Source organism: Kosakonia sp. PSU_27, assembly GCF_039409795.1.
Lineage (GTDB): Bacteria > Pseudomonadota > Gammaproteobacteria > Enterobacterales > Enterobacteriaceae > Kosakonia.
In genome coordinates this window covers 403,982-429,701 of record NZ_JBCIVK010000005.1, presented here as the reverse complement: position 1 = coordinate 429,701, position 25,720 = coordinate 403,982, and the positions used below count along the sequence as shown (strand labels likewise).

General features: G+C 54.5%; 27 protein-coding genes. 17 read left to right on the top strand and 10 right to left on the bottom strand.

Annotation, left to right across the window (positions count from 1 at the left end; translation table 11 throughout):
* Positions 1 to 31: 31 nt before the first annotated feature.
* Positions 32 to 2,215, top strand: a complete 2,184-nt coding sequence (locus AAIG26_RS15000) for a YgiQ family radical SAM protein (RefSeq protein ID WP_045512115.1) — start codon at positions 32 to 34, stop codon at positions 2,213 to 2,215.
* An 89-nt stretch (positions 2,216 to 2,304) separates the two neighbouring features.
* Here AAIG26_RS15000 and dkgA read toward each other — a convergent pair whose 3' ends face one another.
* Positions 2,305 to 3,132 (bottom strand): 2,5-didehydrogluconate reductase DkgA, encoded by an 828-nt coding sequence (gene dkgA / locus AAIG26_RS14995; RefSeq protein ID WP_020455267.1) that lies wholly within the window; start codon positions 3,130 to 3,132, stop codon positions 2,305 to 2,307.
* Positions 3,133 to 3,233: 101 nt separating this feature from the next.
* Entirely contained in the window at positions 3,234 to 4,397 is a 1,164-nt protein-coding gene (yqhD, locus tag AAIG26_RS14990; RefSeq protein WP_313625877.1) for an alcohol dehydrogenase, read from the bottom strand.
* A gap of 194 nt (positions 4,398 to 4,591) precedes the next feature.
* On the opposite strand from yqhD, the gene AAIG26_RS14985 reads away from it, so the two are divergent.
* On the top strand, positions 4,592 to 5,491 hold the full coding sequence (locus tag AAIG26_RS14985; protein ID WP_343180875.1) for an AraC family transcriptional regulator: 900 nt from the start codon (positions 4,592 to 4,594) through the stop codon (positions 5,489 to 5,491).
* A gap of 35 nt (positions 5,492 to 5,526) precedes the next feature.
* Here the strand turns inward: AAIG26_RS14985 and AAIG26_RS14980 are convergent, their stop codons facing one another.
* On the bottom strand, positions 5,527 to 6,186 hold the full coding sequence (locus AAIG26_RS14980; RefSeq protein WP_343180874.1) for a DedA family protein: 660 nt from the start codon (positions 6,184 to 6,186) through the stop codon (positions 5,527 to 5,529).
* A gap of 116 nt (positions 6,187 to 6,302) precedes the next feature.
* Complete coding sequence (metC, locus tag AAIG26_RS14975) at positions 6,303 to 7,490, bottom strand: cystathionine beta-lyase (RefSeq protein ID WP_343180873.1); 1,188 nt, start codon at positions 7,488 to 7,490, stop codon at positions 6,303 to 6,305.
* Positions 7,491 to 7,741: 251 nt separating this feature from the next.
* Between metC and exbB the strand changes: the two genes are divergently transcribed.
* On the top strand, positions 7,742 to 8,473 hold the full coding sequence (gene exbB, locus AAIG26_RS14970) for a tol-pal system-associated acyl-CoA thioesterase (protein ID WP_044489488.1): 732 nt from the start codon (positions 7,742 to 7,744) through the stop codon (positions 8,471 to 8,473).
* Positions 8,474 to 8,479: 6 nt separating this feature from the next.
* The gene (gene exbD / locus AAIG26_RS14965; protein WP_017457481.1) at positions 8,480 to 8,905 is read left to right on the top strand and encodes a TonB system transport protein ExbD; all 426 of its coding nucleotides are present in this window, start codon (positions 8,480 to 8,482) and stop codon (positions 8,903 to 8,905) included.
* 49 nt (positions 8,906 to 8,954) lie between these two features.
* Here exbD and AAIG26_RS14960 read toward each other — a convergent pair whose 3' ends face one another.
* The 3 genes from AAIG26_RS14960 to AAIG26_RS14950 all read right to left on the bottom strand — a co-directional run bounded on the left by AAIG26_RS14960 (position 8,955) and on the right by AAIG26_RS14950 (position 10,808).
* The gene (locus AAIG26_RS14960; protein ID WP_170956330.1) at positions 8,955 to 9,830 is read right to left on the bottom strand and encodes an SDR family oxidoreductase; all 876 of its coding nucleotides are present in this window, start codon (positions 9,828 to 9,830) and stop codon (positions 8,955 to 8,957) included.
* 137 nt (positions 9,831 to 9,967) lie between these two features.
* The gene (locus AAIG26_RS14955; RefSeq protein WP_020455260.1) at positions 9,968 to 10,411 is read right to left on the bottom strand and encodes a hypothetical protein; all 444 of its coding nucleotides are present in this window, start codon (positions 10,409 to 10,411) and stop codon (positions 9,968 to 9,970) included.
* Positions 10,404 to 10,808: a hypothetical protein gene (locus AAIG26_RS14950; protein ID WP_020455259.1), complete on the bottom strand. Its 405-nt coding sequence runs from the start codon at positions 10,806 to 10,808 to the stop codon at positions 10,404 to 10,406. The genes AAIG26_RS14955 and AAIG26_RS14950 overlap by 8 nt, the downstream gene beginning before the upstream one ends.
* Positions 10,809 to 10,910: 102 nt before the next feature.
* On the opposite strand from AAIG26_RS14950, the gene AAIG26_RS14945 reads away from it, so the two are divergent.
* Positions 10,911 to 11,417, top strand: coding sequence for a hypothetical protein (locus AAIG26_RS14945; protein WP_017457485.1), 507 nt, complete (start codon positions 10,911 to 10,913; stop codon positions 11,415 to 11,417).
* Between the two features lie 87 nt (positions 11,418 to 11,504).
* Positions 11,505 to 11,999, top strand: coding sequence for a TIGR00645 family protein (locus AAIG26_RS14940; protein ID WP_017457486.1), 495 nt, complete (start codon positions 11,505 to 11,507; stop codon positions 11,997 to 11,999).
* A gap of 41 nt (positions 12,000 to 12,040) precedes the next feature.
* Here AAIG26_RS14940 and AAIG26_RS14935 read toward each other — a convergent pair whose 3' ends face one another.
* A complete protein-coding gene (locus tag AAIG26_RS14935) occupies positions 12,041 to 13,081 on the bottom strand; it encodes an aldo/keto reductase (RefSeq protein ID WP_097406063.1) in 1,041 nt (346 codons plus the stop codon).
* A 166-nt stretch (positions 13,082 to 13,247) separates the two neighbouring features.
* Here AAIG26_RS14935 and yghX point away from each other — a divergent pair, with 166 nt between their 5' ends.
* The 11 genes from yghX (at position 13,248) to hybG (ending at position 23,893) form a co-directional block, all read left to right on the top strand.
* Complete coding sequence (gene yghX, locus AAIG26_RS14930; RefSeq protein WP_313625887.1) at positions 13,248 to 14,135, top strand: YghX family hydrolase; 888 nt, start codon at positions 13,248 to 13,250, stop codon at positions 14,133 to 14,135.
* Between the two features lie 991 nt (positions 14,136 to 15,126).
* Entirely contained in the window at positions 15,127 to 16,776 is a 1,650-nt protein-coding gene (locus AAIG26_RS14925; protein ID WP_020455255.1) for a methyl-accepting chemotaxis protein, read from the top strand.
* A 68-nt stretch (positions 16,777 to 16,844) separates the two neighbouring features.
* The gene (locus tag AAIG26_RS14920; RefSeq protein ID WP_343180872.1) at positions 16,845 to 17,132 is read left to right on the top strand and encodes a DUF2623 family protein; all 288 of its coding nucleotides are present in this window, start codon (positions 16,845 to 16,847) and stop codon (positions 17,130 to 17,132) included.
* A gap of 241 nt (positions 17,133 to 17,373) precedes the next feature.
* On the top strand, positions 17,374 to 18,492 hold the full coding sequence (gene hybO, locus AAIG26_RS14915) for a hydrogenase 2 small subunit (protein ID WP_343180871.1): 1,119 nt from the start codon (positions 17,374 to 17,376) through the stop codon (positions 18,490 to 18,492).
* A gap of 2 nt (positions 18,493 to 18,494) precedes the next feature.
* A complete protein-coding gene (gene hybA / locus AAIG26_RS14910; protein WP_343180870.1) occupies positions 18,495 to 19,472 on the top strand; it encodes a hydrogenase 2 operon protein HybA in 978 nt (325 codons plus the stop codon).
* On the top strand, positions 19,462 to 20,634 hold the full coding sequence (hybB, locus tag AAIG26_RS14905) for a Ni/Fe-hydrogenase cytochrome b subunit (protein WP_020455251.1): 1,173 nt from the start codon (positions 19,462 to 19,464) through the stop codon (positions 20,632 to 20,634). Before hybA ends, hybB begins: the two co-directional genes overlap by 11 nt.
* Positions 20,631 to 22,334, top strand: coding sequence for a hydrogenase 2 large subunit (hybC, locus tag AAIG26_RS14900; protein ID WP_045512141.1), 1,704 nt, complete (start codon positions 20,631 to 20,633; stop codon positions 22,332 to 22,334). The genes hybB and hybC overlap by 4 nt, the downstream gene beginning before the upstream one ends.
* Entirely contained in the window at positions 22,334 to 22,831 is a 498-nt protein-coding gene (locus AAIG26_RS14895) for a HyaD/HybD family hydrogenase maturation endopeptidase (protein WP_097406066.1), read from the top strand. Before hybC ends, AAIG26_RS14895 begins: the two co-directional genes overlap by 1 nt.
* Positions 22,821 to 23,300: a hydrogenase-2 assembly chaperone gene (hybE, locus tag AAIG26_RS14890; RefSeq protein WP_343180869.1), complete on the top strand. Its 480-nt coding sequence runs from the start codon at positions 22,821 to 22,823 to the stop codon at positions 23,298 to 23,300. The genes AAIG26_RS14895 and hybE overlap by 11 nt, the downstream gene beginning before the upstream one ends.
* A complete protein-coding gene (gene hypA, locus AAIG26_RS14885) occupies positions 23,293 to 23,631 on the top strand; it encodes a hydrogenase maturation nickel metallochaperone HypA (RefSeq protein ID WP_045512150.1) in 339 nt (112 codons plus the stop codon). Before hybE ends, hypA begins: the two co-directional genes overlap by 8 nt.
* A gap of 7 nt (positions 23,632 to 23,638) precedes the next feature.
* A complete protein-coding gene (gene hybG, locus AAIG26_RS14880; RefSeq protein WP_017457498.1) occupies positions 23,639 to 23,893 on the top strand; it encodes a hydrogenase maturation factor HybG in 255 nt (84 codons plus the stop codon).
* On the opposite strand, the gene fucR is transcribed toward hybG, so the two are convergent.
* Both fucR and AAIG26_RS14870 read right to left on the bottom strand, forming a co-directional pair.
* Complete coding sequence (fucR, locus tag AAIG26_RS14875) at positions 23,884 to 24,606, bottom strand: L-fucose operon activator (protein ID WP_343180868.1); 723 nt, start codon at positions 24,604 to 24,606, stop codon at positions 23,884 to 23,886. The two genes, hybG and fucR, sit on opposite strands and share 10 nt — an antisense overlap.
* Positions 24,603 to 25,589 (bottom strand): sensor domain-containing diguanylate cyclase, encoded by a 987-nt coding sequence (locus tag AAIG26_RS14870; RefSeq protein ID WP_020455245.1) that lies wholly within the window; start codon positions 25,587 to 25,589, stop codon positions 24,603 to 24,605. Before AAIG26_RS14870 ends, fucR begins: the two co-directional genes overlap by 4 nt.
* Between the last annotated feature and the right edge of the window lie 131 nt (positions 25,590 to 25,720).

The window sequence follows — 25,720 nt, the reverse complement described above, 5'->3', positions numbered from 1 at the left end:
TGATGATTTTTTTACCACCTTTGGAAGCAAGATGAGCGCAATATCCCTGATCCAACCGGATCGTGACCTTTTCTCATGGCCCCAGTACTGGGCGGCCTGCTTCGGCCCCGCGCCGTTTTTGCCGATGTCGCGCGAAGAGATGGATCAACTTGGCTGGGATAGCTGCGACATCATTCTGGTGACGGGTGATGCTTACGTCGACCACCCGAGTTTCGGTATGGCGATTTGCGGCCGTATGCTGGAAGCGCAGGGCTTTCGCGTTGGCATCATCGCCCAGCCGGACTGGAACAGCAAAGACGACTTTATGCGCCTCGGTAAACCGAACCTGTTTTTCGGCGTGACCGCCGGCAACATGGACTCGATGATCAACCGCTACACCGCCGATCGTAAGCTGCGCCATGACGACGCTTACACGCCGGATAACGTCGCCGGTAAACGTCCGGATCGCGCGACGCTGGTTTATACCCAGCGCTGTAAAGAAGCGTGGAAAGATGTGCCGGTGATCCTCGGCGGCATCGAGGCCAGCCTGCGACGTACCGCGCATTACGATTACTGGTCCGATACCGTGCGTCGATCGGTGCTGATCGATGCCAAAGCTGACATGCTGATGTTTGGTAACGGCGAGCGCCCGCTGGTGGAAGTGGCGCACCGCCTCGCTGCCGGTGAACCGATCGGTGAAATCCGCGACGTGCGTAACACCGCGATCATCGTCAAAGAAGCGCTGCCGGGCTGGAGCGGCGTTGATTCCACGCGCCTTGATACGCCGGGCAAAATCGATCCGATCCCACATCCGTACGGCGACGATCTGCCGTGTGCCGATAACAAACCGGTTGAACCGAAAGCGCAGGAAGCAAAACGTGTTACCGTTCAGCCGCCGCGCCCGAAACCGTGGGAAAAAACCTACGTGCTGCTGCCTTCTTTTGAGAAGGTGAAAGCCGATAAAGTGCTCTACGCGCACGCGTCACGCATTCTGCACCACGAAACGAACCCAGGCTGCGCCCGTGCGCTGATGCAAAAGCACGGCGACCGTTACATCTGGATCAACCCGCCAGCGATTCCGCTCTCAACCGAAGAGATGGACAGCGTTTTTGCGCTGCCTTATAAGCGCGTGCCGCATCCGGCATACGGTAACAGCCGTATCCCGGCTTACGAGATGATCCGCTTCTCGATTAACATCATGCGCGGCTGCTTTGGGGGGTGTTCTTTCTGTTCGATCACCGAGCATGAAGGGCGCATTATCCAGAGCCGTTCCGAAGATTCGATCATCAACGAAATCGAAGCGATTCGCGACACGGTGCCCGGTTTTACCGGCGTTATCTCCGATCTTGGCGGGCCAACCGCCAACATGTATATGCTGCGCTGCAAATCACCGCGCGCCGAGCAGACGTGCCGTCGTCTCTCCTGCGTTTACCCGGATATCTGCCCGCACATGGACACGAACCACCAGCCGACCATCGATCTCTATCGTCGTGCCCGCGATCTGAAAGGTATCAAGAAGATCCTCATTGCTTCCGGCGTGCGTTACGATCTGGCGGTGGAAGATCCGCGCTATGTGAAAGAGCTGGCGACGCATCACGTTGGTGGTTATCTGAAGATTGCCCCGGAGCATACCGAAGAGGGGCCGCTGTCGAAGATGATGAAACCGGGAATGGGCAGCTACGATCGCTTTAAACAGCTGTTCGACACCTATTCTAAAGAGGCGGGTAAAGAGCAGTATCTGATCCCGTACTTTATCTCTGCGCACCCCGGCACGCGCGATGAAGATATGGTGAACCTGGCGCTGTGGCTCAAACGTCACCGCTTCCGCTTAGATCAGGTGCAGAACTTCTATCCGTCGCCGCTGGCTAACTCGACGACCATGTATTACACCGGTAAAAACCCGCTGTCGAAGATCGATTACAAGAGCGAAGAAGTGGTGGTGCCGAAAGGGGATAAACAGCGCCGTCTGCATAAAGCGCTGCTGCGTTATCACGATCCGGCCAACTGGCCGCTGCTGCGCCAGGCACTGGAAGCTATGGGTAAAAAGCACCTGATTGGTTCGCGCCGTGAATGCCTGGTGCCGGCGCCTACGCTTGATGAAATGCGCGAAGCGCGTCGCCAGAATCGCCAGTCGCGCCCGGCACTAACCAAGCACACACCGATTGTGCATCAGCGCAGCAACGGCAAAAACACTGGCGCTGCGCCAGCGAAGAAAAAAGCCTCCCGCGTGCGCTAAGCATATAAAAATCCCGGCGAGATGCCGGGATTTTTATTTTCTTGAAACAAAAAGGCCACAACGACAGCGCTATGGCCTTTTAGAAAAACTTAACCCCCAAACTGATCCGGGTCCGGCCCCAGCCGTTTACCGGCATCCAGTTTGGCGATCTCTGCCAGCTCGTCTTTATCCAGGCGGAAATCCCAGACGTTAAAGTTCTCGGCGATACGTGCAGGTGTAACCGATTTCGGGATCACCACCAGGCCGTTATCAAGATGCCAGCGGATCACCACCTGAGCAGGCGTTTTGCCGTATTTATCCGCCAGATCGCGAATAATTTTCTGATCAAATACCCCTTCGCCGCCCTGCGCCAGCGGGCTCCAGGACTCGGTCTGGATTTTATGCGTCGCGTTCCAGGCATGCAGTTGCCGCTGCTGCATTAACGGGTGCAGTTCGATCTGGTTGATAACCGGGATCACGCTGGTTTCATCAATGATCTTTTGCAGATGGTGGATCTCGAAATTACACACGCCGATACTTTTTACCAGCCCCTGTTTTTGCAGCTCGATCATGCCTTGCCAGGCCTCAACGTAATGATCGATAGCCGGAACAGGCCAGTGCATCAGATACAGATCGACGTAATCCAGTTGCAGCTTTTTCAGGCTGGTTTTCAGCGCTTCTGCGGGATGTTTTTGATCGTCATTCCACAGCTTGGTGGTAATAAACAATTCCTCACGCGGCACCCCTGCATTGGCTAAGGCTTTGCCAACGCCCTCTTCGTTCTTATAGGCGGCGGCGGTATCAATGGAGCGATATCCCACCTCCAGCGCCTTTTGGATGGCGGTTATCACTTCCTCGTTGCTCGCTTTCCACACGCCAAGACCCAGTTGCGGCATCAGGTTGCCGTCAGAAAGCTTAATCACGGTTGGATGTGTCATGCATTTCTCCTTTGAATAAGCTTACCGGGACGCGCCCGGTAAGGTGATGTGCATTAAGTGTGGTCGAAAAAACCAAAAACGGAAGGCGGGGCAATGAGACCTTAACGTGCCGCTTCGTAAATACGACGGCTCACATCCAGCGTGATATCCTGGCGTTCGCCCAGTTTCGTCATGCCGTGCTCTTCCAGTTTCGCCAGCAGCGCCGGAATGGAACTGCCGTCCAGACCATAACCGGAAAGGCGGGTCGGAACGCCCATCTGCTCGAAGAAGTTGCGCGTGGCTTCGATAGCCGCGTCAATGCGCTCGTTATCGGAACCTTCTTTGATGTTCCAGACGCGCTCTGCGTATTGCAGCAGTTTTTCGCGTTTGGTATCGCGCTTCTCATTCCACAGCGCAGGCAGAACCACCGCCAGCGTCTGGGCGTGGTCAAGACCATGCATCGCGGTCAGTTCATGACCCAGCATATGCGTAGCCCAATCCTGCGGCACGCCAGCGCCAATCAGGCCGTTCAGCGCTTGTGTCGCCGCCCACATCACGTTGGCACGCACGTCGTAGTTTTCCGGCTCCTGCAACGCTTTCGGGCCTTCTTCAATCAGCGTCAGCAGAATACCTTCGGCAAAGCGATCCTGAATTTTGCCATCAACCGGATAAGTGACGTACTGCTCAACGGTATGAACAAAGGCGTCGACCACGCCGTTCGCCACCTGACGCGGCGGCAGGGTATAGGTGTAGACCGGATCCAGCACCGCAAAGACCGGCTGAACGAACGGGGAGTGGAACGCCTGTTTGTCGCCGGTCGCTTTACGCGATACCACTGCGCCTGCGTTGGACTCGGAGCCGGTTGCCGGCAGCGTCAGCACGGAACCCATCGGGATGGCGCTTTTAATTTCGCCGCCGCGTGTTTGCAGGATATGCCATGGATCAACGCCCTCGGCATAGTGAGCCGCTGCAGCGATAAATTTGGTGCCATCCAGCACGGAACCACCGCCTACCGCCAGCAGAAAGGTGATGTTTTCGTCTTTAACGACCTGTACCGCTTTCATCAGCGTTTCGTAAGTCGGGTTCGGTTCGATGCCGCTGAATTCGCGTACATCCAGCCCTTGCAGCGCGCTGTAAACCTGGTCGAGCACGCCGTTTTTCTTCACGCTGCCGCCACCGTAGGTGATCAGCACGCGTGCGCCAGTCGGGATTTGCTCACGCAGATTGGCAATGGCACCTTTGCCGAACAGGATGCGGGTCGGGGTATGCAGATTAAAATTGTTCATTGCTCGTTCCCTTCTTATTGAGGTGAAAAAAGTGCGGCGGTGTTTTGCCCAATGGCGACTATTGTGGGCGCGGGCACGCGCGCTCTCAATGCACATTCCTGCCGATGTCTTGCCTGTTTCTCCTTGTGGCTGGAGAAAAAGCCCAAAAATTTGCACACTGTACGGGTCGAAATAGTCTACCGGAGTGGCGAAAAATGAAGCGTGAAGAGATTTGCCTGCAGCTCACTGAAAAGATTAAACTATTGAAAGTGAATGAAAATAGGCTCAATGCACTGCTGCCGGATATCCGCTTGCTGTACGGTACTCAACCGGGAACCCGTACGCCGGTGATGTATCAGCCGGGCATCGTTTTTCTCTTTTCTGGTCACAAAATTGGTTATATCAATGAAAGGGTCTTTCGTTATGACACCAATGAATATTTACTGCTGACCGTGCCGTTACCGTTTGAGTGTGAAACCTTCGCCACGCCGGAAGTGCCGCTGGCGGGGATCCGTTTGAATGTCGATATCCTGCAACTGCAGGAGCTGTTGATGGATATCGGCGAAGATGAACATTTTCGCCCGGATGTGGCGGCAAGCGGCATTAATTCGGCAGTGCTTTCAGAAGAGATCCTCTGTGCCGCTGAGCGTTTGCTGGATGTGATGGAGCGTCCGCTGGATGCGCGTATCCTTGGCAAACAGATTATCCGCGAAATGCTCTACCACGTGCTAACCGGGCCGCGCGGCGGGGCGCTGCTGGCGTTAGTTAGCCGCCAGACCCATTTCAGCCTGATAAGTCGTGTGCTCAAACGCATTGAAAGCCAGTACACGGAAAACCTCAGCGTTGACCAACTGGCGGCGGAAGCCAATATGAGCGTCTCGGCGTTTCACCATAACTTTAAATCGGTGACCAGCACGTCGCCGCTGCAATACCTGAAAACCTACCGCCTGCACAAAGCGCGCATGTTAATGGTGCATGATGGTATGAAAGCCGGGGCGGCGGCCATGCGCGTTGGCTATGAAAGCCCGTCGCAATTCAGCCGTGAGTTTAAGCGTTATTTTGGCCTGACGCCGGGAGAAGATGTGGCGAGAATTCGCATGATGCAGGGAATGTAAAACGTCCCCTCTTCATGGCGAAGAGGGGAAACGCGTTACGCGTTGCAGTACTTTTTCTTCAGCACTACCGTGACGGCGCCAACCAGGCCGACCACCAGCAGGAACACCGGCAGCAGCATCAGGAATGTCATGACCTGATCTTCATGGCGTTTTACAAACGGGATCATGCTGATGGCGTAGCCCAGCGAGGTCACCGCGCCGACCCACAGCAGCCCGCTCAGCCAGTTAAATAACTGGAAACGGCGGTTAGAGAGGCCGGAGATGCCCGCCATCGTCGGCAGCAGAGTGCGGATAAAGGCCAGGAAACGCCCCGCCAGCAGTGCCAGCAGACCGTGACGGTCAAACATATAGGTCGCCCGCTCGTGATATTTCACCGGTAACTGCGATAGCCAGCTTTTCACCACGCGCGTATTACCAAGCCATTTGCCCTGGATATAGCTCAGCCAACAGCCGAGACTGGCGGCGGAAGTGAGGATGGCTAACGTCGCGACGAAATCCATGCAGCCGCGCGCAATCAGCGCACCAGCCAGCAGCAGCAAACTGTCACCGGGTAAAAACGAAGCAGGAAGCAGGCCGTTTTCTAAAAAGAGGGTGGCAAACATTACTAAATAAACAATACCCACAACATGTGGATTTGCCAGCGCAGCAAAGTCGTGATGCCAGAGCGCAGCAATAATATCTTGAATAACAGCCATGGACTTTCCCGTGGAACCGCGTAGAGGAGGCTATTGTACTCCAGTTCGCCTGAAACACCTTGATCGGGGGCGCAAGAAACGAGAATTTTCTGAATACTTACGCCCGTAAGCCTGGTTTACACGATGCGCTGGAAGCCCGCCACTAAATCCTCAATCAAATCGTCAACATTCTCTAAACCAATGTGCACTCGGATTAATGTGCCGGTGAAATCCACTTCGCCGTCCGGGCGAATCGCCGCCAGTTGCTCCGGCTGATTGGCGAGTATCAACGACTCGTAACCGCCCCACGAATACGCCATGCTGAACAGCGAAAAATGGTCGAGGTAGTTCGCTAACTCTTCATTGTTCAGACGTTTATTGAGCACAAACGAAAACAAGCCGCTGCTGCCGCTAAAATCCCGCTTCCAGTACTCGTGGCCTTTACTGCCGGGAAGCGCCGGGTGATTCACGCGCGCCACCTGCGGATGTGCCGCCAGCCATTCGGCAATTTTCAGGCTACTTTCGTGGTGCTGACGCAGACGAACGCCCAGCGTACGCAGGCCACGGCTGGTCATATACGCCGTGTCGGCATCCACCATTTGCCCCATCAAATAGGCGTTTTCGCGCAGTTGTTCCCAACAACGGGCGTTGGACACCGCCGTACCGATCATGCCGTCGGAGTGACCAATCAGGTATTTGGTCGCTGCCTGAATGGAGATATCAATATCGAATTCCAGCGCCTTGAACAGCACGCCCGCCGCCCAGGTATTGTCGATCATAATGATGGCGTCTGGCGCAACGCTTCGCACCGCCTGCACAATCGCCGGAATATCGTGGACTTCCATGGTGATTGAGCCGGGAGATTCCAGGAACACCACTTTGGTGTTCGGCTGAATCAGCCGCACGATGCTGGAGCCGATCATCGGGTCGAACCAACTGGTGGTGACACCCAGTTTGGTGAGAATTTTGGTGCAAAAATCCTGGCTGGGTTCATAAGCGGTATTGGTCATCAACACATGATCACCTTGTTCAACAAACGCCAGAATGGTGTTTGCCACCGCCGCCGCGCCGCAGGGGAAAAGCGCGCAGCCCGCGCCGCCTTCCAGTTCGCACATCGCGTCTTGCAGCGAAAAGTGCGTGAGCGTGCCGCGACGCCCGTAAAACAGCTCGCCGTTGGCTCGGTTACGCGTCGCGTGTTTTTTGGCTTCAACGGTGTCGAATACCAGTGAAGAGGCGCGCTGGATGACGCTATTCACCGACCCTTGCGTGTATTTTTTGCTGCGCCCTGCGTTAACCAGAGCGGTATCAAGATGCTTTGCTGTCATTCTCGCTCAACCTGTTTTTATACGTCTGGATGTCCAGACTACCATGATTGTTGGCGGATGCCTCGCAGTGTTATGCCGGTGAGTGAATTTTTTCCAGAAAATGTTCAATGGTGTCTGTTTACTGCGTAAGCGCAAAGAAAATGACTTTTAATTCAGGCACTCTGCAAATACTAATGAGAACTACTATCAATTCGACGACTTTTTGATATCATGGCGCACAGATTTTGTGATTTGCGTCTCGGAGATACACTGTGGGTAATAATTTGATGCAGACGGATCTATCCGTGTGGGGCATGTACCAGCATGCCGACATCGTTGTGAAGGTGGTGATGATCGGCCTGATTCTGGCGTCGGTCGTCACGTGGGCGCTTTTCTTCAGCAAAAGCGTCGAGATGATTTCGCACAAGCGCCGCCTCAAGCGTGAGCAGCAGCAGTTGGCTGAAGCCCGCTCTCTGGATCAGGCGAGTGAAATTGCTTCCGCTTTCCACGCCCGCAGCCTGAGCACAATGTTAATCAACGAAGCCCAGAACGAACTGGAGTTATCTGCCGGCAGCGAAGATAACGAAGGCATTAAAGAGCGCACCGGTTTTCGTCTGGAACGTCGCGTTGCCGCCACCGGTCGCCATATGGGGCGCGGGAATGGCTATCTGGCAACGATTGGCGCGATCTCGCCGTTTATTGGTCTGTTTGGTACCGTCTGGGGCATCATGAACAGCTTCATCGGCATTGCGCAGACGCAAACCACCAACCTCGCGGTTGTCGCGCCGGGCATCGCGGAAGCGCTGCTGGCAACGGCTATCGGCCTGGTTGCAGCTATCCCGGCGGTGGTGATTTACAACATCTTCGCCCGTATGATCGGCAGCTATAAAGCGATCCTTGGCGATGTTGCCGCGCAGGTTCTGCTGCTGCAAAGCCGCGATCTGGATCTGGCCGCCAGCAACGCTCAGCCGGTTCGCACCGCGCAAAAATTACGAGTAGGTTGATTCGTCATGGCAATGCGTCTTAATGAAAACCTGGACGATAACGGCGAAATGCACGAAATCAACGTCACGCCGTTTATCGACGTGATGTTAGTGCTGCTGATTATCTTTATGGTGGCCGCGCCGCTTGCCACGGTTGATGTAAAAGTTAACCTGCCGGCATCGACCAGCCAGCCGCAACCGCGCCCGGAAAAACCTGTTTACCTGTCGGTAAAAGCAGATAACACCATGTTTATTGGTAACGATCAGGTTACCGATGAAACGATGGTTAACGCGCTGAATACGCTAACCGAAGGTAAAAAAGACACCACCATCTTCTTCCGCGCGGATAAAACCGTGGATTACGAAACAATGATGAAGGTGATGGATACGCTGCATCAGGCGGGATATCTGAAGATCGGTCTGGTGGGCGAGGAAGTTGCGAAAGCGAAGTAACGCGAACCCAACAAAAAAGCTGGCGGATGCCAGCTTTTTTTTATGCCTGTTATCCAAGGTGCTCGCCGCCCGTCACGCCATGCACTTCGGCGGTAACGTAGCTTGATTCCTGGCTCGCCAGATAGACATAAATCGGTGCCAGTTCCGCAGGCTGGCCGGCACGCTTCATTGGCGTTTGCTGGCCAAACTGCGGCAGTTTCTCCTGCGGCTGACCCCCGGCAATTTGCAGCGCTGTCCAGATTGGTCCCGGGGCTACGATGTTAACCCGAATCCCTTTTTCCGCGACCTGCTTCGCCAGCCCCCGGCTGTAATTGAGGATTGCCGCCTTGGTTGAGGCGTAATCCAGCAAATGCGTGCTCGGTTGATACGCCTGAATAGACGAGGTGGTGATGATGCTCCCGCCCGGTGGCAGCAGCGGCACGGCTTCCTGGGTGATCCAGAACAGTGCAAAAACGTTAACGGTGTAGGTTTGGGTAAATTGCTCCGTTGTCAGGTTGGCAATCTCTTCCACGGCAGTCTGTTTACCTGCCACCAGCGCCAGGATATCCAGCCCGCCAAGCTGCTCTTTTGCCTTGTGCGGCAAAGAGCGGGCAAAAGACTCATCGGTCAGGTCACCGGGAATTAACACCGCTTTGCGCCCGGCGGCTTCGATTTGCGCCTTCACCTGCTGCGCGTCTTCCTCTTCCGCAGGCAAATAGTTGATGGCGACATCTGCGCCTTCGCGCGCATAGGCAATAGCCGCCGCGCGACCAATGCCCGAATCGCCGCCGGTCACCAGCGCTTTGCGATCTTTTAGCCGCCCGCTACCAACGTAGCTGTTCTCGCCGCAGTCGGGAACGGGATCCATCTTCGACTGTACGCCTGGCGTTGGTTGCCGCTGTTTCGGGTATTCGCCAGTGTAATACTGCGTGGTGGGATCCTGCATTTTCGTCTGGTTATTCGCCATTACGTACCCTCCATATCGGTTGTTGAGTACTTAAGGGTAGAAGCCTGAGCTGAAAATGCAGACTAATTCAGGATTATCTTGAGGCAAAGATGTACAAGCGAGGGAAAGGTAAAGGGCTATTTTGTGTTGGCGGATCGCTTTGCCGCCGCTTCTTCTTCCAGTGCCACGGTCGTTACATTCGAGGTGCGGAATTCGCCATCGCTTAGTTTGCGACTCAGGCGTAACGTCGCGGTTTCGCGGCTCAGAATGTACTGATAGTTCGCCTCCAGGCGACCCATGATTTTGTCCCGTAATTCTGGTTTTTGCGCGATGATGGCGTCGATCACCGCACCATAAATCTCTTCTTTCACCTGCAGCGGATAAATTTCGCGACGGTTCTGCCATTTCAGGCGCACCAGCGCCGCAGGAATAGAAACCAGTTCACGCGCGATTCGCTGAATAGTCTCGTTTTTACTTAATATCAGGGCTTCTTTATTTTGCTTTAAGATAAATTCATCGCTTTTTTTCTCTTCCAAAGCTAAATAAACGTTATTATTATCGACCTCGTTCACGTTATTCATCCCCGAACTTATAAAACATTGGCGTATCTTTTTCTCGGGTAATGAGGTTAAGCCAAATCTCATTACCTGCTTCATTTATTTGCTGAGTTTTATCCGCAATTATTTGGCTTAATGTTTGGGCATCTATCTCGCCTTCCGCTTGTAAATCATTAAGTAAACGCGCGAAGGTCTCGATTTTTACCACACGCAATAGCCGCTCTTTTATATGGCGGTCGCGTTCTTCCAGCAGCATATTTCTCGACTGCCCGGTACGGTTGGCATTCGCTAATATATCGTTAGCATGTTCAGCGAGTGTTCTTTTACCCTGAGTTAAATTAGGCTCTTTTCCTTCTTCTCCAGGCTTGGTTTCAACGGCAGAAATGTGAAATCGTGCCGGGACAAGATTCTCGGGAAGCATTTCCAATGTCCTTTAATATCAACAGGGAAGAGGGTGTTCAGGCGTGAGGTTCGTTGACAATATCATGGCGCACTTTTAAAATCAAAAAAAAGGAGCCTGCTCATGAACAGTATTTTTTATTCTGTTATTGCTTTATTGCTGCTGACGGGCGGCGTTCTTTTATTGATGCGTGAGTACAATAAAAAAGCTCCCCTTAGTGAAATTGACAATCCGCCTTTACCACCGCAACCGTTGTCAAAAGAGGAGGGGGAAGATCATTTCTCCGCGTTAATGAATGCGATTACTCCAGTGTGGTACTGGCGCGTTAATCATGAATATATAGATTTTCTTCATGCGACAATTAAGCGCATGAATATGGCGGAATTAAATAGTACGCCTGGGTTATTTGAAGCGCAGCGTCGCTGCAGCGATCTCAATTCAGCGGTGTATAAGTATTACGATAATATAAAAAAGCGCTGCGTAAATGGTGAAAAAGTACCGCATTCGGATCTGGATGTGCTCAACCTGCGCCAGTGTTTTCGTGAATTCAGTATGGAAGCGTATCCCGCGTTGGTCGTGCTGGTATGGCCAGAGAACCAACGTCCCTGGGTCAATCCCGAAGAGGTGTAGCGCCGTGTTGCTTTAGTGTTGCAAATTGTTTGCCTGGCTGGGATATACTGAACGCCGGTTTAGCAATCTGAAGAGACTTTACGCAACATGGAACGCTTTCTGGAAAACGCAATGTACGCTTCGCGCTGGTTGCTCGCCCCTGTTTACTTCGGCCTCTCCCTCGCCCTGCTTGCGCTGACGGTAAAATTCTTCCAGGAGATTTTTCACGTCCTGCCCAATATCTTCAATCTGGCGGAAGCGGATTTGATCCTGACACTGCTGTCGCTGGTGGATATGACGCTGGTGGGTGGTTTGCTGGTGATGGTGATGTTTTCCGGCTATGAAAATTTCGTCTCGCAGCTCGATATCGCCGAGCATAAAGAGAAGTTGAACTGGCTTGGCAAAATGGACGCCACATCGCTGAAAAACAAAGTGGCGGCGTCGATTGTTGCCATTTCGTCGATTCATCTGCTGCGCGTGTTTATGGATGCCAAAAACGTCCCGGATAACAAGCTGATGTGGTATGTGATTATCCACCTGACGTTTGTGCTTTCCGCTTTTGTGATGGGCTACCTGGACCGATTAACCCGCCACCAACACTGAGTTTATTGCCGGGCCGCGTTCTGCCGCCCGGCATTACCGTTTTACTTATCTGAAGAAGCCTGCCACAGATTCAGCTCACCATCGGCAACGTGCTTGTCGATTTGCGCTAACTCCTCGCGACTAAAACTCAGGTTGTTCAACGCCTGAACGTTCTCTTCCAGCTGTTCCGGACGGCTTGCGCCAATCAGCACCGACGTGACCCGCGCATCTTTTAGCAGCCAGCTCAGCGCCATTTGCGCCATCGACTGTCCACGGCGCTGCGCCATGTCATTGAGTAAGCGCAAGCTGTTGAGGTTGCTCTCTGTCAGCATTTTCTCCGTCAGACCACGCACTTTTTTGCCTTCACGCTGCATACGTGACCCTTCCGGAATGCCGTTCAGGTATTTGCCGGTCAGCAGCCCTTGTGCCAGCGGGGTAAAGGCGATGCAACCCACGCCATTATCTTCCAGCGTATCCAGCAGGCCGGTTTTATCCACCCAGCGGTTCAGCAGGTTGTAAGAGGGCTGATGGATAAGCAGCGGGATTTTCCACTCGCGCAGCAGGGCTGCCATTTGTTGTGTACGTTCGGTGGAATAGGAAGAGATGCCGACATACAGCGCTTTACCGCTCTGTACCGCCTGCGCCAGCGCAGATGCCGTCTCTTCCATTGGCGTTTTTTCATCAACCCGATGCGAATAAAAGATATCAACGTACTCAACGCCCATTCGCTTCAGGCTCTGGTCGAGGCTGGCGAGCAGATACTTACGTGAACCGCCGGAACCGTACGGACCTGGCCACATATCGTAACCGGCTTTGGTGGAGATAAGGATTTCGTCGCGGTATGCGGCAAAATCCTCACGCAGCAAGCGGCCAAAATTTTCCTCCGCGCTGCCGGCTGGCGGCCCGTAGTTATTGGCTAAATCAAAGTGGGTAATGCCGAGGGAAAATGCTTTTCGCAGTAAGGCGCGCTGTGAATCCAGGGCGTGCCCGTGACCAAAACTGTGCCACAAACCGAGAGAAAGCGCGGGCAGTTGCAAGCCGCTTTTGCCGCAGTAGCGGTACTGCATCTGTTCGTAGCGATTCGGGTTGGCGAAGCCAGGCATGATGTCTCCTTTCTTTTTAATCTTATCGATGAAAATTCGAAACAACGTTTCTATCTTACGTCTGTTTTCTGCACATCAAAAGATGAGGTTGTGTCTGGGTGTTTTTTGAGCGAAAAGCGGAGCGCTATGCTTTGCTTAGAGAGGCATACAAAGACGGAGATAAACGATGACGCGGTTAACGGCGAAAGATTTCCCGCAGGAGTTGCTCGATTACTACGACTACTACGCACACGGCAAGATCAATAAGCGAGAATTTTTACAGCTGGCGGGCAAATATGCGGTGGGCGGCATGACGGCGCTGGCGCTGTTCAATCTCTTGAAACCGAACTACGCGCTGGCAACGCAGGTGGAATTTACCGATCCGGACATTCATCCTGAATACATCACTTATCCGTCGCCGAACGGGCATGGCGATGTGCGTGGCTACCTGGTCAAACCGACAAAAACGCAGGGCAACGTGCCGGCAGTGGTGGTGGTACATGAAAATCGCGGGCTGAACCCGTATATCGAAGATGTGGCTCGCCGCGTCGCCAAAGCAGGCTATATAGCGCTGGCACCGGATGGTTTAAGTTCTGTGGGCGGCTATCCCGGTAACGATGATGAAGGTCGCGCATTGCAGCAGAAAGTTGACCCGACAAAGCTGATGAATGATTTTTTTGCCGCCATTGAGTTTATGCAAAAGCATCCGCAGGCGACGGGAAAAGTGGGGATTACCGGTTTTTGCTATGGCGGCGGCGTGTCAAACGCAGCGGCGGTGGCTTACCCTGAACTGGCGTGCGCGGTACCTTTTTATGGCCGACAGCCTCCAGCGGCGGATGTTGCGAAAATCAACGCGCCGCTATTGCTGCATTACGCGGCGCTGGACAAGAACATCAACGACGGCTGGCCTGCTTATGAGCAGGCGTTAAAGGCCCATCGAAAAGTTTATGAAGCGTGGGTTTATCCCGGCGTTAACCACGGGTTTCACAACGATTCGACGCCCCGATACGATAAAGCCGCCGCCGAATTGGCCTGGCAACGCACCCTCGATTGGTTCAAAACGTATCTCACCTAGCGGCTGCTGCACTGGCAGGGATGCCGGAAAACATAAAAAAGATGAATATGTCGCATTGTGTTTATTTATCTGTGTGAGTTAACGGCATAAGCCATACTTACCAGGTTTTTACGTCGTAAATGCAGAAGAATCGATAATTAACGCAATGCCTTTGGTTTTCTGGCTTTTACTGGCAGGCAAAAGCGCGTCTTTAATTTACGTTAGGCTCCCGTTCTTTCTGCGAAAATTCCTGGGAAAGCGGCTAAAAAATCGGCGCGACATAAATCGTTGCGGGCTATTCATAATATTTATCAATGTATACAAAAATAATCCTCTGTGGAGGTTTTGCCCTAACCGCTAACGCAGGGCATGGCAAAGTGCGTAAGGTGCCGTACCTTTACAGAGCTCTATATGACTGGGTTTTACCCTTTCACCCTGCACCGTTAGCTGCCTGACTATCGGGTTGTGTTGCGTAAAAAAACATCTTTTTTAACATCACTTCACAGGTGTTTAAAGGTTACTTAACTCTTATTTTTTTGACTTTTCTGGCCAATGATTAGTGATATTTATCGGTGTTTTTCAAACGGTGATAATAACTATTATCGCTCTGTTCAGTCGTTTTTTTAATATTGTCATCCGCTGATGAACTTATTTGATAATTGTGGTTTTTAATTTTGTGGCACGGCGTTTTAATAATTGAGCTCTCCCGCAATTGAGATATTTATGGCTCTTTTGATAATAGATTCATAAAAATAAATATCTTTTATTATCATCTTGTTATGCGCTTTTTTATAAGCGGCTTGCAATTCTGTTAACAAAATTCATGCTGAAGTAAAGTTAGCAGAATAAGCGTTTTAGCGGCGACTCAAGCGGCAGAGGAAGGAGAAAAGGTCAACGCTGTTCTCATACAAAAATTTTTAGCCAGACATTTAATATTTTCCGCACCTTGCCGATAAATGGAGATAACTCTCGCCCGCAGGCGAGAAAGCACCATTACCGCAAGGACAATATTATGAATATGCTTCGTAACTTTACTATACGAGCCGTGATGCTGGTGATCCTCGGGATCTTCGGTGTGCTGTGGTCTGGCGTCGGCTTATATAGTGTTTTTTCTCTGTCAAAAGTCGCTGATGGCAATGACGTTGATCGCCAGCTGGTGACGCAAATGACCCTTCTTAGCCAGGGTAATGATCAGTACTTCCGATTTGTTACTCGTCTTAGCCGTGTGATGGAAGCCAAAGCTGCGGGTGGCTCGCCAGATATGGCACCGGTGCAACAGGCGCTGGATACCATGTCGCGTAAATTGACGGAGTTTAAAGCCGTATCGCCGGGCCCGATGGATCCCAAAGTATCTGAACAAGTGATTGCCGCCTGGCAGGCGCTGCTGGATCAAGGGGTAACTCCACAGATGCAGCTGGCGCAGCAAGGTACGCCAGACGCGTACCGCCAGCAGGCCAATAATGTTACGCCGGGTTTGAGCCGCAGCTTTGGTACGGCGACAGAAAGTTTTAATAAAGCGGCCAGCAGCAGCCTCGATGAAACACGTGTGATGGTCGATGCGCGCACCAGCACCACGCGCGTCGCGATTATTACTGCGATGGTGATTGGCTTGCTGATCCTGCTGTTCACCGACCGCTATCTGGTCGCCATGCTAGTGAAACCGCTGAACCGCATTCGCGCGCACTTCCGTTTGATGGCGCAGGGCGATCTCAGCCAGCCGCTGGAAGATATGGGGCGCAACTGCGTAGGGCAGGTGATCCCGCTGCTGTTAGCAATGCAGGATAGCCTGCGCGAAGCGGTGAGCAGCATCCGCCACGGCAGCGAGAATATCTGGCGTGGCGCGTCCGAGATCTCTACCGGTAATAACGATCTCTCTTCCCGCACGGAAGAGCAGGCCGCCGCACTGGAACAAACCGCTGCCAGCATGGAAGAGCTGACCTCAACGGTAAAACTGAACGCGGATAACGCCAACCAGGCAAGCGAACTGGCAGAAGTGGCGTCGACCACCGCCAGCAAAGGCGGCGCGCTGGTAAAAGAAGTGATCAGCACAATGGATGGCATCTCCGACAGCTCGAAGAAAATCGCCGAAATCACCAACGTGATTAACAGCATCGCTTTCCAGACCAACATTCTTGCGCTTAACGCCGCCGTGGAAGCCGCGCGTGCGGGTGAGCAAGGTCGTGGTTTCGCAGTGGTTGCGGGTGAGGTGCGTAACCTCGCCAGCCGCAGTGCCGGCGCAGCGAAAGAGATCGAAACGCTGATCGCGGATTCCGTTTCCCGCGTGGAGAAAGGCGCGAAACTGGTCAATGACACCGGCACCACCATGGAAAGCATTTTGCGTTCGGTGAGAGAAGTGACCACCATTATGAAAGAGATCGCTTCTGCGACGGATGAACAGAGCAAAGGCATCTCTCAGGTGGGCGTGGCGATTACCCAGATGGACAGCGTAACGCAGCAGAACGCCGCGCTGGTGGAAGAGATTTCCGCCGCCGCCGCCGCGCTGGAGCGCCAGACCGAAGAGTTGCAGCGTTCCGTTCAGCAGTTCCGCCTTTCCAGTGACGAGCAGCAGAAACCTGCGGCCACCGCGCTGGTAAAACCGGATTTATCACGCGGAGGATCGCGTAAAGCATCAACCTCTTCGGATGAGTGGGTCGCGTTTTAATCAGCGCTATCGCCGCCACGGAAGATAGTTATATAATTTTTTATATAGCGCTTGTGGGGGTGATAACGATGGACAACCATTTTGGTAAAGGCTTGATGGCCGGGCTGAATGCGGCGCAGGCGGACAGCGCCAGTAACGTGGCGCATTTCTGCCCGGACTATAAGTGTGGTTTTGTACTCGGGTTTTCGCATCGTATGTTTGAAAAAACCGGCGATCGTCAACTCAGCGCGTGGGAAGCAGGCATTCTTACGCGTCGCTACGGGCTGGATAAGGACATGGTGATGGATTTCTTTCGCGAGAGTCACTCCAGCACTGTGATCCGATTTTTTATGGCGGGTTACCGTCTCGAAATCTAAAAATAAGCTTTGCTCAAAATGTAGTTCTCTTTTGTGAAGGTCACTTTTGTCGAGGGTGACTTTCATTTTTTTTGCCGTTTTGTGCCCCTAAGCCCCTCATTTTTCTGTGACTACTGCAACACTCTCCGCCTTTTTGCATAATACCCTTGTTTTTTATGTGATTATTTGTCGGGGCGATCGCAGCATTCATCTGCCCAATGGGTGGAGAATAATCCTAGTCCAGGCTAAGGGATAACAATAAATGGCAGGAGAGAACCAACAATTTGCGTCTCATGGCGTGAGCCGTCGTGATTTTATGAAACTGTGTGCTGCACTGGCGGCGACCATGGGGTTAAGCGGTAAAGCCGCTGCCGAAATGGCCGAAGCTGTCAGTCACCCTCAGCGCCCACCCGTTATCTGGATTGGCGCGCAGGAGTGCACAGGCTGTACTGAATCTCTGCTTCGCGCGACGCACCCCACCGTAGAAAACCTTGTGCTGGAAACCATTTCGCTGGAATACCACGAAGTGCTTTCTGCCGCGTTTGGTCACCAGGTTGAAGAGAATAAACACCGGGCGCTGGAGCAGTATAAAGGCCAGTACGTGTTGGTGGTCGATGGCTCGATTCCGATGAAAGACGGCGGGGTTTACTGCATGGTCGCCGGCGAACCGATTGTCGATCATATACGTAAAGCGGCAGAAAACGCGGCGGCGATTATCGCTATTGGCTCCTGTGCCGCCTGGGGCGGCGTGGCGGCGGCGGGCGTTAACCCGACCGGTGCCGTCAGCCTGCAAGAGGTGCTGCCTGGCAAAACGGTGATCAACATTCCCGGCTGTCCGCCGAACCCACAAAACTTCCTTGCCACGGTGGCGCATATCATCACCTTCGGCAAACCTCCGGCGCTTGACGCCAAAAACCGTCCCCGCTTTGCCTACGGACGCTTAATTCACGAGCACTGCGAACGTCGACCGCATTTTGACGCCGGGCGCTTTGCGAAAGCGTACGGCGATCAGGGGCATCGTGAAGGCTGGTGCTTGTACCACTTAGGTTGCAAAGGCCCGGAAACCTGGGGCAACTGCTCAACGTTGCAGTTTTGCGATGTAGGTGGTGTCTGGCCCGTTGCCATTGGTCACCCGTGCTACGGCTGTAACGAAGAAGGGGTTGGCTTTCACAAAGGCATCTCCCAGCTTGCGCATGTGGATAACCCTACGCCGCGCGCCGCGAAACCAGACGTCAACCTGAAAGAGGGCGGCACCGTGTCGGCAAGCGCAGTCGGTTTGCTGGGTGGCGTCGTCGGCCTGGTGGCGGGTATCGGTGTGATGACCGTGCGTGAACTGGGTCGCCAGCAGAAGAAAAACGACACGGATTCACAGGGAGACTAGCCGTGAACAGACGTGATTTTCTCAAAGTGGCGTCCGGCGGGGCGCTGCTGGTGGGGGGATCGTCCGCGAGTTTTGCCGCCGCGCAAAACCGCCCGCCGATCCCCGGCGCGCTGGGGATGTTGTACGACTCCACGCTCTGTGTCGGTTGTCAGGCCTGTGTGACGCGTTGCCAGGAAATTAACACGCCGCAGCGTAACCCTCAGGGCGAGCAAACCTGGTCGAATAACGACAAACTTTCGCCTTATACCAATAACATTATTCAGGTCTGGCACAGCGGCAGCGGCGAGAACAAAGACCAGCTGCGCGACGGTTATGCCTATATCAAAAAGCAGTGCATGCACTGCGTGGATGCCAACTGTGTTTCCGTCTGCCCGGTGCAGGCGCTGAAAAAGGACGCCAAAACCGGCATCGTTCACTACGACGCCAGCGTCTGTACCGGCTGCCGCTACTGCATGGTCGCCTGTCCGTTCGATGTGCCGAAGTATGACTACAACAACCCCTTCGGCGCGCTGCATAAGTGTGAGCTTTGCAACCAGAAAGATGTGGCGCGGCTGGATAACGGCGAGTTGCCCGGGTGTGTGGAAGTGTGCCCTGCGGGCGCGGTGATTTTCGGCACGCGCGAAGAACTGCTCGCCGAAGCCAAAAAACGTCTCGCGATGAAACCCGGCTCTGAGTACCGCTACCCGCGCCAGACATTGAACACCAACGACACCTATGTGCATAACGTGCCCAGCTACTACCCGCATCTGTACGGCGAGAAAGAGGGCGGCGGCACGCAGGTGCTGGTGTTGACTGGGGTTCCTTATCAGGAGCTGGGGTTGCCGGAGCTGGACGATCTGGCAACCGGCGCACGCTCTGAGCATGTTCAACATACGGTCTACAAAGGCATGATGTTGCCGCTCGCCGTGCTGGTTGGGCTGACCGCACTGGTACGCCGCAATACGCGGGACAAGCATGACGGAGGCGATCATGAGTCATGATCCACAAGCGATGGGCGGCAAACTGCTGAGTAAACCGGTGCTGCTGTTCGCCCCGCTGATCGTGCTGTGCGCGATCTTTATCCTCAAGCGTTTGATCTTCGGGCTCGGATCGGTCTCGGATCTGAACGGTGGTTATCCGTGGGGGATCTGGATCGCGTTTGATTTGCTGATCGGCACCGGCTTTGCCTGTGGCGGTTGGGCGCTGGCGTGGGCGGTGTATGTCTTTAACCGGGGCGATTACCACCCGCTGGTGCGCCCGGCGCTGCTGTGCAGCCTGTTCGGTTATTCGCTGGGCGGCTTGTCCATCACCATCGATGTCGGACGTTACTGGAATCTGCCTTACTTCTATATTCCCGGCCATTTCAACGTCAATTCAGTGCTGTTTGAAACCGCGGTCTGTATGACGATTTACATCGGCGTGATGGCGCTGGAGTTCGCCCCGGCGCTGCTGGAAAGGCTCGGCTGGAAGGTTTCGCTGCGCCGTCTCAATAAAGTGATGTTTTTCATTATCGCACTTGGCGCGCTGCTGCCGACCATGCACCAGTCGTCGATGGGCTCGTTGATGATTGCCGCCGGATATAAGGTTTACCCGCTGTGGCAGAGCTATGAAATGCTGCCGGTTTTCTCGCTGCTGACCGCGTTTATTATGGGTTTCTCGATTGTCATTTTCGAAGGCTCATTAATGCAGGCCAGCCTGCGCGGCAACGGGCCGGATGAAAAACGCCTGTTTAGCAAACTCATCAATATCCTGAGCGTGCTGTTAGCGCTGTTTCTGGTGTTGCGGTTGGGAGAGATCACGTGGCGTGACAAATGGCATTACGCCTTTGCCGGTGATTTTTACAGCCTGATGTTCTGGCTGGAAATGGCATTGCTGGCCTTGCCGCTGCTGATCCTGCGCGCGCCGCGTTTGCGCCGTGATTCCCGCTTTTTGTTCCTTGGCGCGTTGAGCATGCTGCTCGGCTGTGCGCTGTGGCGGCTCTCTTATTCGCTGTTGGCCTTTAATCCCGGCAACGGCTACCACTACTTCCCGACAGCGGAAGAGTTATTGATTTCCATCGGTTTTGTGGCAATTGAAGTCTGTGCGTACATCTTACTGATACGTCTGTTGCCGATTATTCCTCCGTTAAAAACATCTGCGCGACATGAGGCGAGTAAAGCATGAGTCAACGTATCACCATTGATCCGGTCACCCGTATTGAGGGTCATTTACGCATTGATTGCGAAATTGAAAACGGCGTTGTATCAAAGGCCTGGTCGTCAGGAACCATGTGGCGCGGGATGGAAGAGATTGTCAAAAACCGCGACCCGCGCGACGCATGGATCATCATGCAGCGCATTTGCGGCGTTTGTACGACGATCCACGCCATTGCCTCGGTGCGGGCGGTAGAAAGCGCGCTGGAGGTAAAGGTGCCGCGCAACGCCCAGTACATCCGCAACATCATTCTGGCCGCCCACTCGATTCACGATCATATCGTCCATTTCTATCAGCTTTCGGCGCTCGATTGGGTCGATATCACCAGCGCGCTGAATGCCGATCCGGCGAAAGCCGCCGCGCTGTTACAGGGGCTTTCCGACTGGCCGCTTAACAGTGAAAACGACTTCAAAGCGGTGCAGGAGAAGATCAAAGCGCTGGTCGCCAGCGGCCAACTGGGCATTTTTGCCAACGGCTACTGGGGCCACCCGGCAATGAAGTTGCCGCCGGAAGTAAACCTGATTGCCGTCGCGCACTACCTGCAAGCGCTGGAGTGTCAGCGCGACGCTAACCGCATTGTCGCGCTGCTCGGCGGTAAATCGCCGCACATTCAGAACCTGGCGGTGGGCGGGGTTGCCAACCCGATCAATCTTGATGGTATCGAAGTGCTGAACCTTGAACGCCTGATGTATCTCAAGTCGTTTATCGACAAGCTGGAAGGGTTTATCGAGCAGGTTTATAAAGTCGACACGGCGGTGATTGCGGCGTTTTACCCGGAATGGCTCACGCTCGGTAAAGGCGCGGTGAACTACCTGAGCACGCCGGAATTCCCCACCGACGCCAACAACGGCAGCTTCCTGTTTGCTGGTGGTTACATTGAAAATGCCGATCTTGCGACCTACCGTGAAATCAACACCCACACCGATCCTTTCCTGATTAAAGGCATTCAGGAGAGCGCGAAACACGCCTGGTATAAAGACGAGGCGCCGCAGGAGCCGTGGCAGGGCACCACGCTGCCGCAGTACACCGGCTGGCAGGAAGAGGGCAAATACTCCTGGGTTAAATCGCCCACCTTTTACGGCAAAACGGTCGAAGTGGGGCCGCTCGCCAATATGCTCTGCAAGCTGGCAGCGAAACACCCGGCAACGACGGAGAAATTGCACGATATCACCGCCATTTACCAGAAACTCACCGGTAAAACGGTGGCGGTGGAGCAACTGCACTCCACGCTGGGGCGCATTATCGGCCGCACGGTTCATGCCTGCGAGTTACATCAGGTCTTGCAGCAGCAGTATCAGGCATTGATAGACAATATCGGCAAAGGCGATGTGCAAACTATCGCCCATACGGAAATCCCGACCAGCGGCGAGTTTAAAGGCGTCGGCTTCCTTGAAGCGCCGCGCGGCATGCTTTCCCACTGGATCGTTATCAAAGACGGCAAAATCGATAACTACCAGGCGGTAGTGCCGTCAACCTGGAACGCCGGGCCGCGCAACTTCAACGACGACGCCGGACCATACGAGCTGTCACTGGTAGGAACGCCAATTGCCGATCCGCAAAAACCGCTGGAAGTGGTGCGCACCGTTCACTCGTTCGATCCGTGTATGTCGTGCGCGGTCCACGTGGTGGATGCCGACGGCAACGATGTTGTCGCGGTGAAGGTGTTGTGATGTCGATTTTAGTGTTAGGCGTGGGCAACATTTTGCTCACCGATGAAGCGATAGGCGTGCGGGTGGTGGAAGCGCTTGAGCAGCGTTACCACCTGCCCGCGCATGTCGAGGTGCTGGACGGCGGCACGGCGGGTATGGAGCTGCTTGAGGCGATGGCTAACCGCGATCATCTGATCATCGCCGATGCGGTGGTCAGCCGCAAAAGCGAGCCGGGTGCAGTAATTTGCCTGCGCGATGACGACGTGCCAACGCTGTTCAGCAATAAAATTTCGCCGCACCAGTTGGGGCTATCGGATGTGCTGTCGGCGCTGCGTTTCACCGGCGAGTTTCCGAAAAAACTGACGCTGATTGGCGTTATTCCGTCCTCGCTGGAGCCACATATCGGCATGACACCGGTGGTGGCGGCGAGCCTGGATACTGCGCTCCAGGCCGTGCTGGCGGCGCTGCGTGAATCCGGCGTGGAGCCTGTTTTACGGGAGACCGAACATGCAGGATGAGGTGATGGGGTTCGACGTTTCGCCGCACCGCGAAGTGCAGGCGGCTTTTATGGCGATAGCCGAGCAGGAGATGCAGGGTCTGCCATTTATCCATGCAACCATGCCGGTGTATGTCACGCCGTTTACCCGCTTTGAAGAGCAGTGGCTGGGCTGTGTGCTGACACCGTGGATGCTGAGTCTGCAAATCTACCCCGGCCCGCAGCAGTGCTGGCCTCGCCGCCCGGTGAGCCAGCGGCTGGGGCTGCGATTGCCCTATGGCGAAATGACCTTTACCGTCGGCGAATTACCCGCATTGGGGCAATACCTGAGCTGCTCGCTGATGTCGCCGCTCGATCGGGGATTGTCTGTGGATGCTGGCATCGCGCTTGCCGATAACTGCCTGAAAATGGCGCTTTCGTTGCCGGTCACCGATGCCGCGCTAAGCCGTCGCGCGTTACTGCAAGGGCTACGGGACAAAGCGCATGCATGAGTTATCCCTGTGCCAGAACGCGGTGGAGATCATTGAACAGCAGGCGCGGCAAAACGGCGCGCGGCGCGTGACGGGCGTATGGCTGGAAGTGGGCGCGCTGGCTTGTGTGGAAGAGAGCGCGCTGCGGTTTGGTTTTGATATCGCCTGCCGCGAAACGCTGGCGCAGGGTTGCACATTGCATATCCTCCATAAACCGGCGCAGGCCTGGTGCTGGAATTGCAGCCAGACAGTGGAAGCCGAGCGGCACGATGAATGCCCGCTCTGCCACTGCCCGACGCTGCATATTGAGCGCAGCGACGGCGTGCAGATCAAAAGTATCGAAGTGGAGTAAAGCAACGATGTGTATAGGCGTACCGGGGCAGGTGGTGGCCGTTGGCGACGATTTTCATCAACTGGCGCAGGTGGATGTGTGCGGCGTGCGCCGCGACGTCAATATCGCGCTGGTGTGCGAGGATTCACCGCGTGAATTGCTGGGACAATGGGTGCTGGTGCATGTCGGTTTCGCGATGAGCGTGATTGATGAACACGAAGCGCTGGCGACGCTGGAAGCGTTGCGCAACATGGAGATCGAAGCGTTTGCCCCTCAGCGCTGAAGCGCGTCGATGTTCGCGTCGGTCACCATCTGCGTGACCTGCGCCAGATTGCCGATCTTCGCTTCGCTGGCGCGATAGAATTTACTCTTATCAATCAACAGCAATGATTGCTGTGCCCGGCGTAACAGCTGGGCTTTGAACGCCGCATTGTGGCGGGTGGAATCCCACATATCGCCGCGTGCATCCACGCCTTCGCAGGAGAAGATAAACAGATCAATCTCCAGCGATTTCAGAAGGCTTGCGAGAGCCGGGTTCACATAGCAGCGCTCCGTGCGCGCCAGACGGCCACCCGAGCAGATAAGTTCAATCTGTTCGCGGCGCGCCATCTCCTGACACACCGGCAGACTGTTAGTCAGCACCGTCAACGGGATATCCGGTAACTGTCGCGCCAGATGAAAACAGGTAGAGCTGGCATCCAGCGCCAGCGTCATCCCGGCTTCTATCCAGTTCAGTGCGTGGCGGGCGATGTCGGCTTTATCCGCGTAATGGCTTTTTTGCCGGGCGCGAAACGGCTCCCCGTCATCATGCGACGCTGCGTGCAATGTGCGCGCCAGACCGTGGCGACGCACAATTTTCCCCGCCGTTTGCAGCGCGTTGAGATCGCGGCGAATGGTTTCAATACTGACATTCAGCTGCGCCGCCAGCGCCTGGGTTGTGATGCTGTGCTGGCTGGTGAGAAGCTGCAGAATCGCTTGCTGGCGCGCGTGCTTCATGGCGTTTCCTCATGCCGTGGCGAGAGCGAAATCAGGATTTTGCCGATAGCCGCGCCGTTTTTACCGGTGTGCTTAATGTGATACATCGCGCGATCGGCACGCATCAGCGCATTAACGAAATCATCCCCGGCTTGCACTTCATCAATGCCTATCGATGCGCCTACCGACGCCTCGCCATTATCCAGCTCGAAGGGGCTGAGAATGGCGCGCAAACAGCTATGCGCTGTGCTGTTAATCAGCAGGCTGTTGAGCGCAAAGGGCAGCAACAGAACAAATTCATCGCCGCCAAGCCGCCCGATGACGGTTCCCTCCGGGCAGGCAGTACGCAGGCGCTGGCTGAGCTGGATCAGCAACTCATCGCCGCTGCGGTGGCCAAACGTATCGTTTACCGCTTTGAAATCATCGAGATCGATAAATGCTACACACAGCGGCCCGGCGAGATTGAGTTCAGCGAAGTGTTGCAACAGCGCGTGGCGGTTCGCGAGGCCGGTCAGCGGATCGTGGTTTGCAAGCAGAGCCAGTTGCTCTTCGTACTGCTTCTCTTTGGTCATATCAATGTGCGTGCCGGTCACTTTCAGCGGCGCGCCGCTGGCGTCCCGGTCGGTGACGCGACCGCGATCGAGCACCCAGGTCACGGTGCCATTTTTATGCTGCATGCGGTGCAACGCTTCGTAAAACGGGGTTTTGCCGTGCAAATGGTCATAAAACGCATCCAGCACCCGTTGCCGGTCATCTTCATGCAGGTGTTCGCGCCAGACATCAAAATGGGCGCTCAGTGCTTTGGGTTGATAGCCAAGCATTGCTCCCCAGCGGCGGTTAAAGATGATGAGCTTGCCGCTTGGCACATCCAGTTGCCACAAACAGAGTCCGGTGCCGTCGAGCGCAGCGCTGAGTTTATTGCGCGCATCGCGCGCGATCCGCACCAGCCGGGCGTTGTGCTTCTTCAGATTCTGGATCTGCTGTTTTAGCGCGTTTTCAGACATTTGGCGGGCTACGGGTAAATAAAAGGCATTCTTACGAGTTATTTCTGTTATGTAAATATGGTGTGAAAAAAAGAGCAGAAGGTGTGGAGAAAGGCGGGAGAAACCGGGCGGAATGCCGCCCGGTGGGCAAG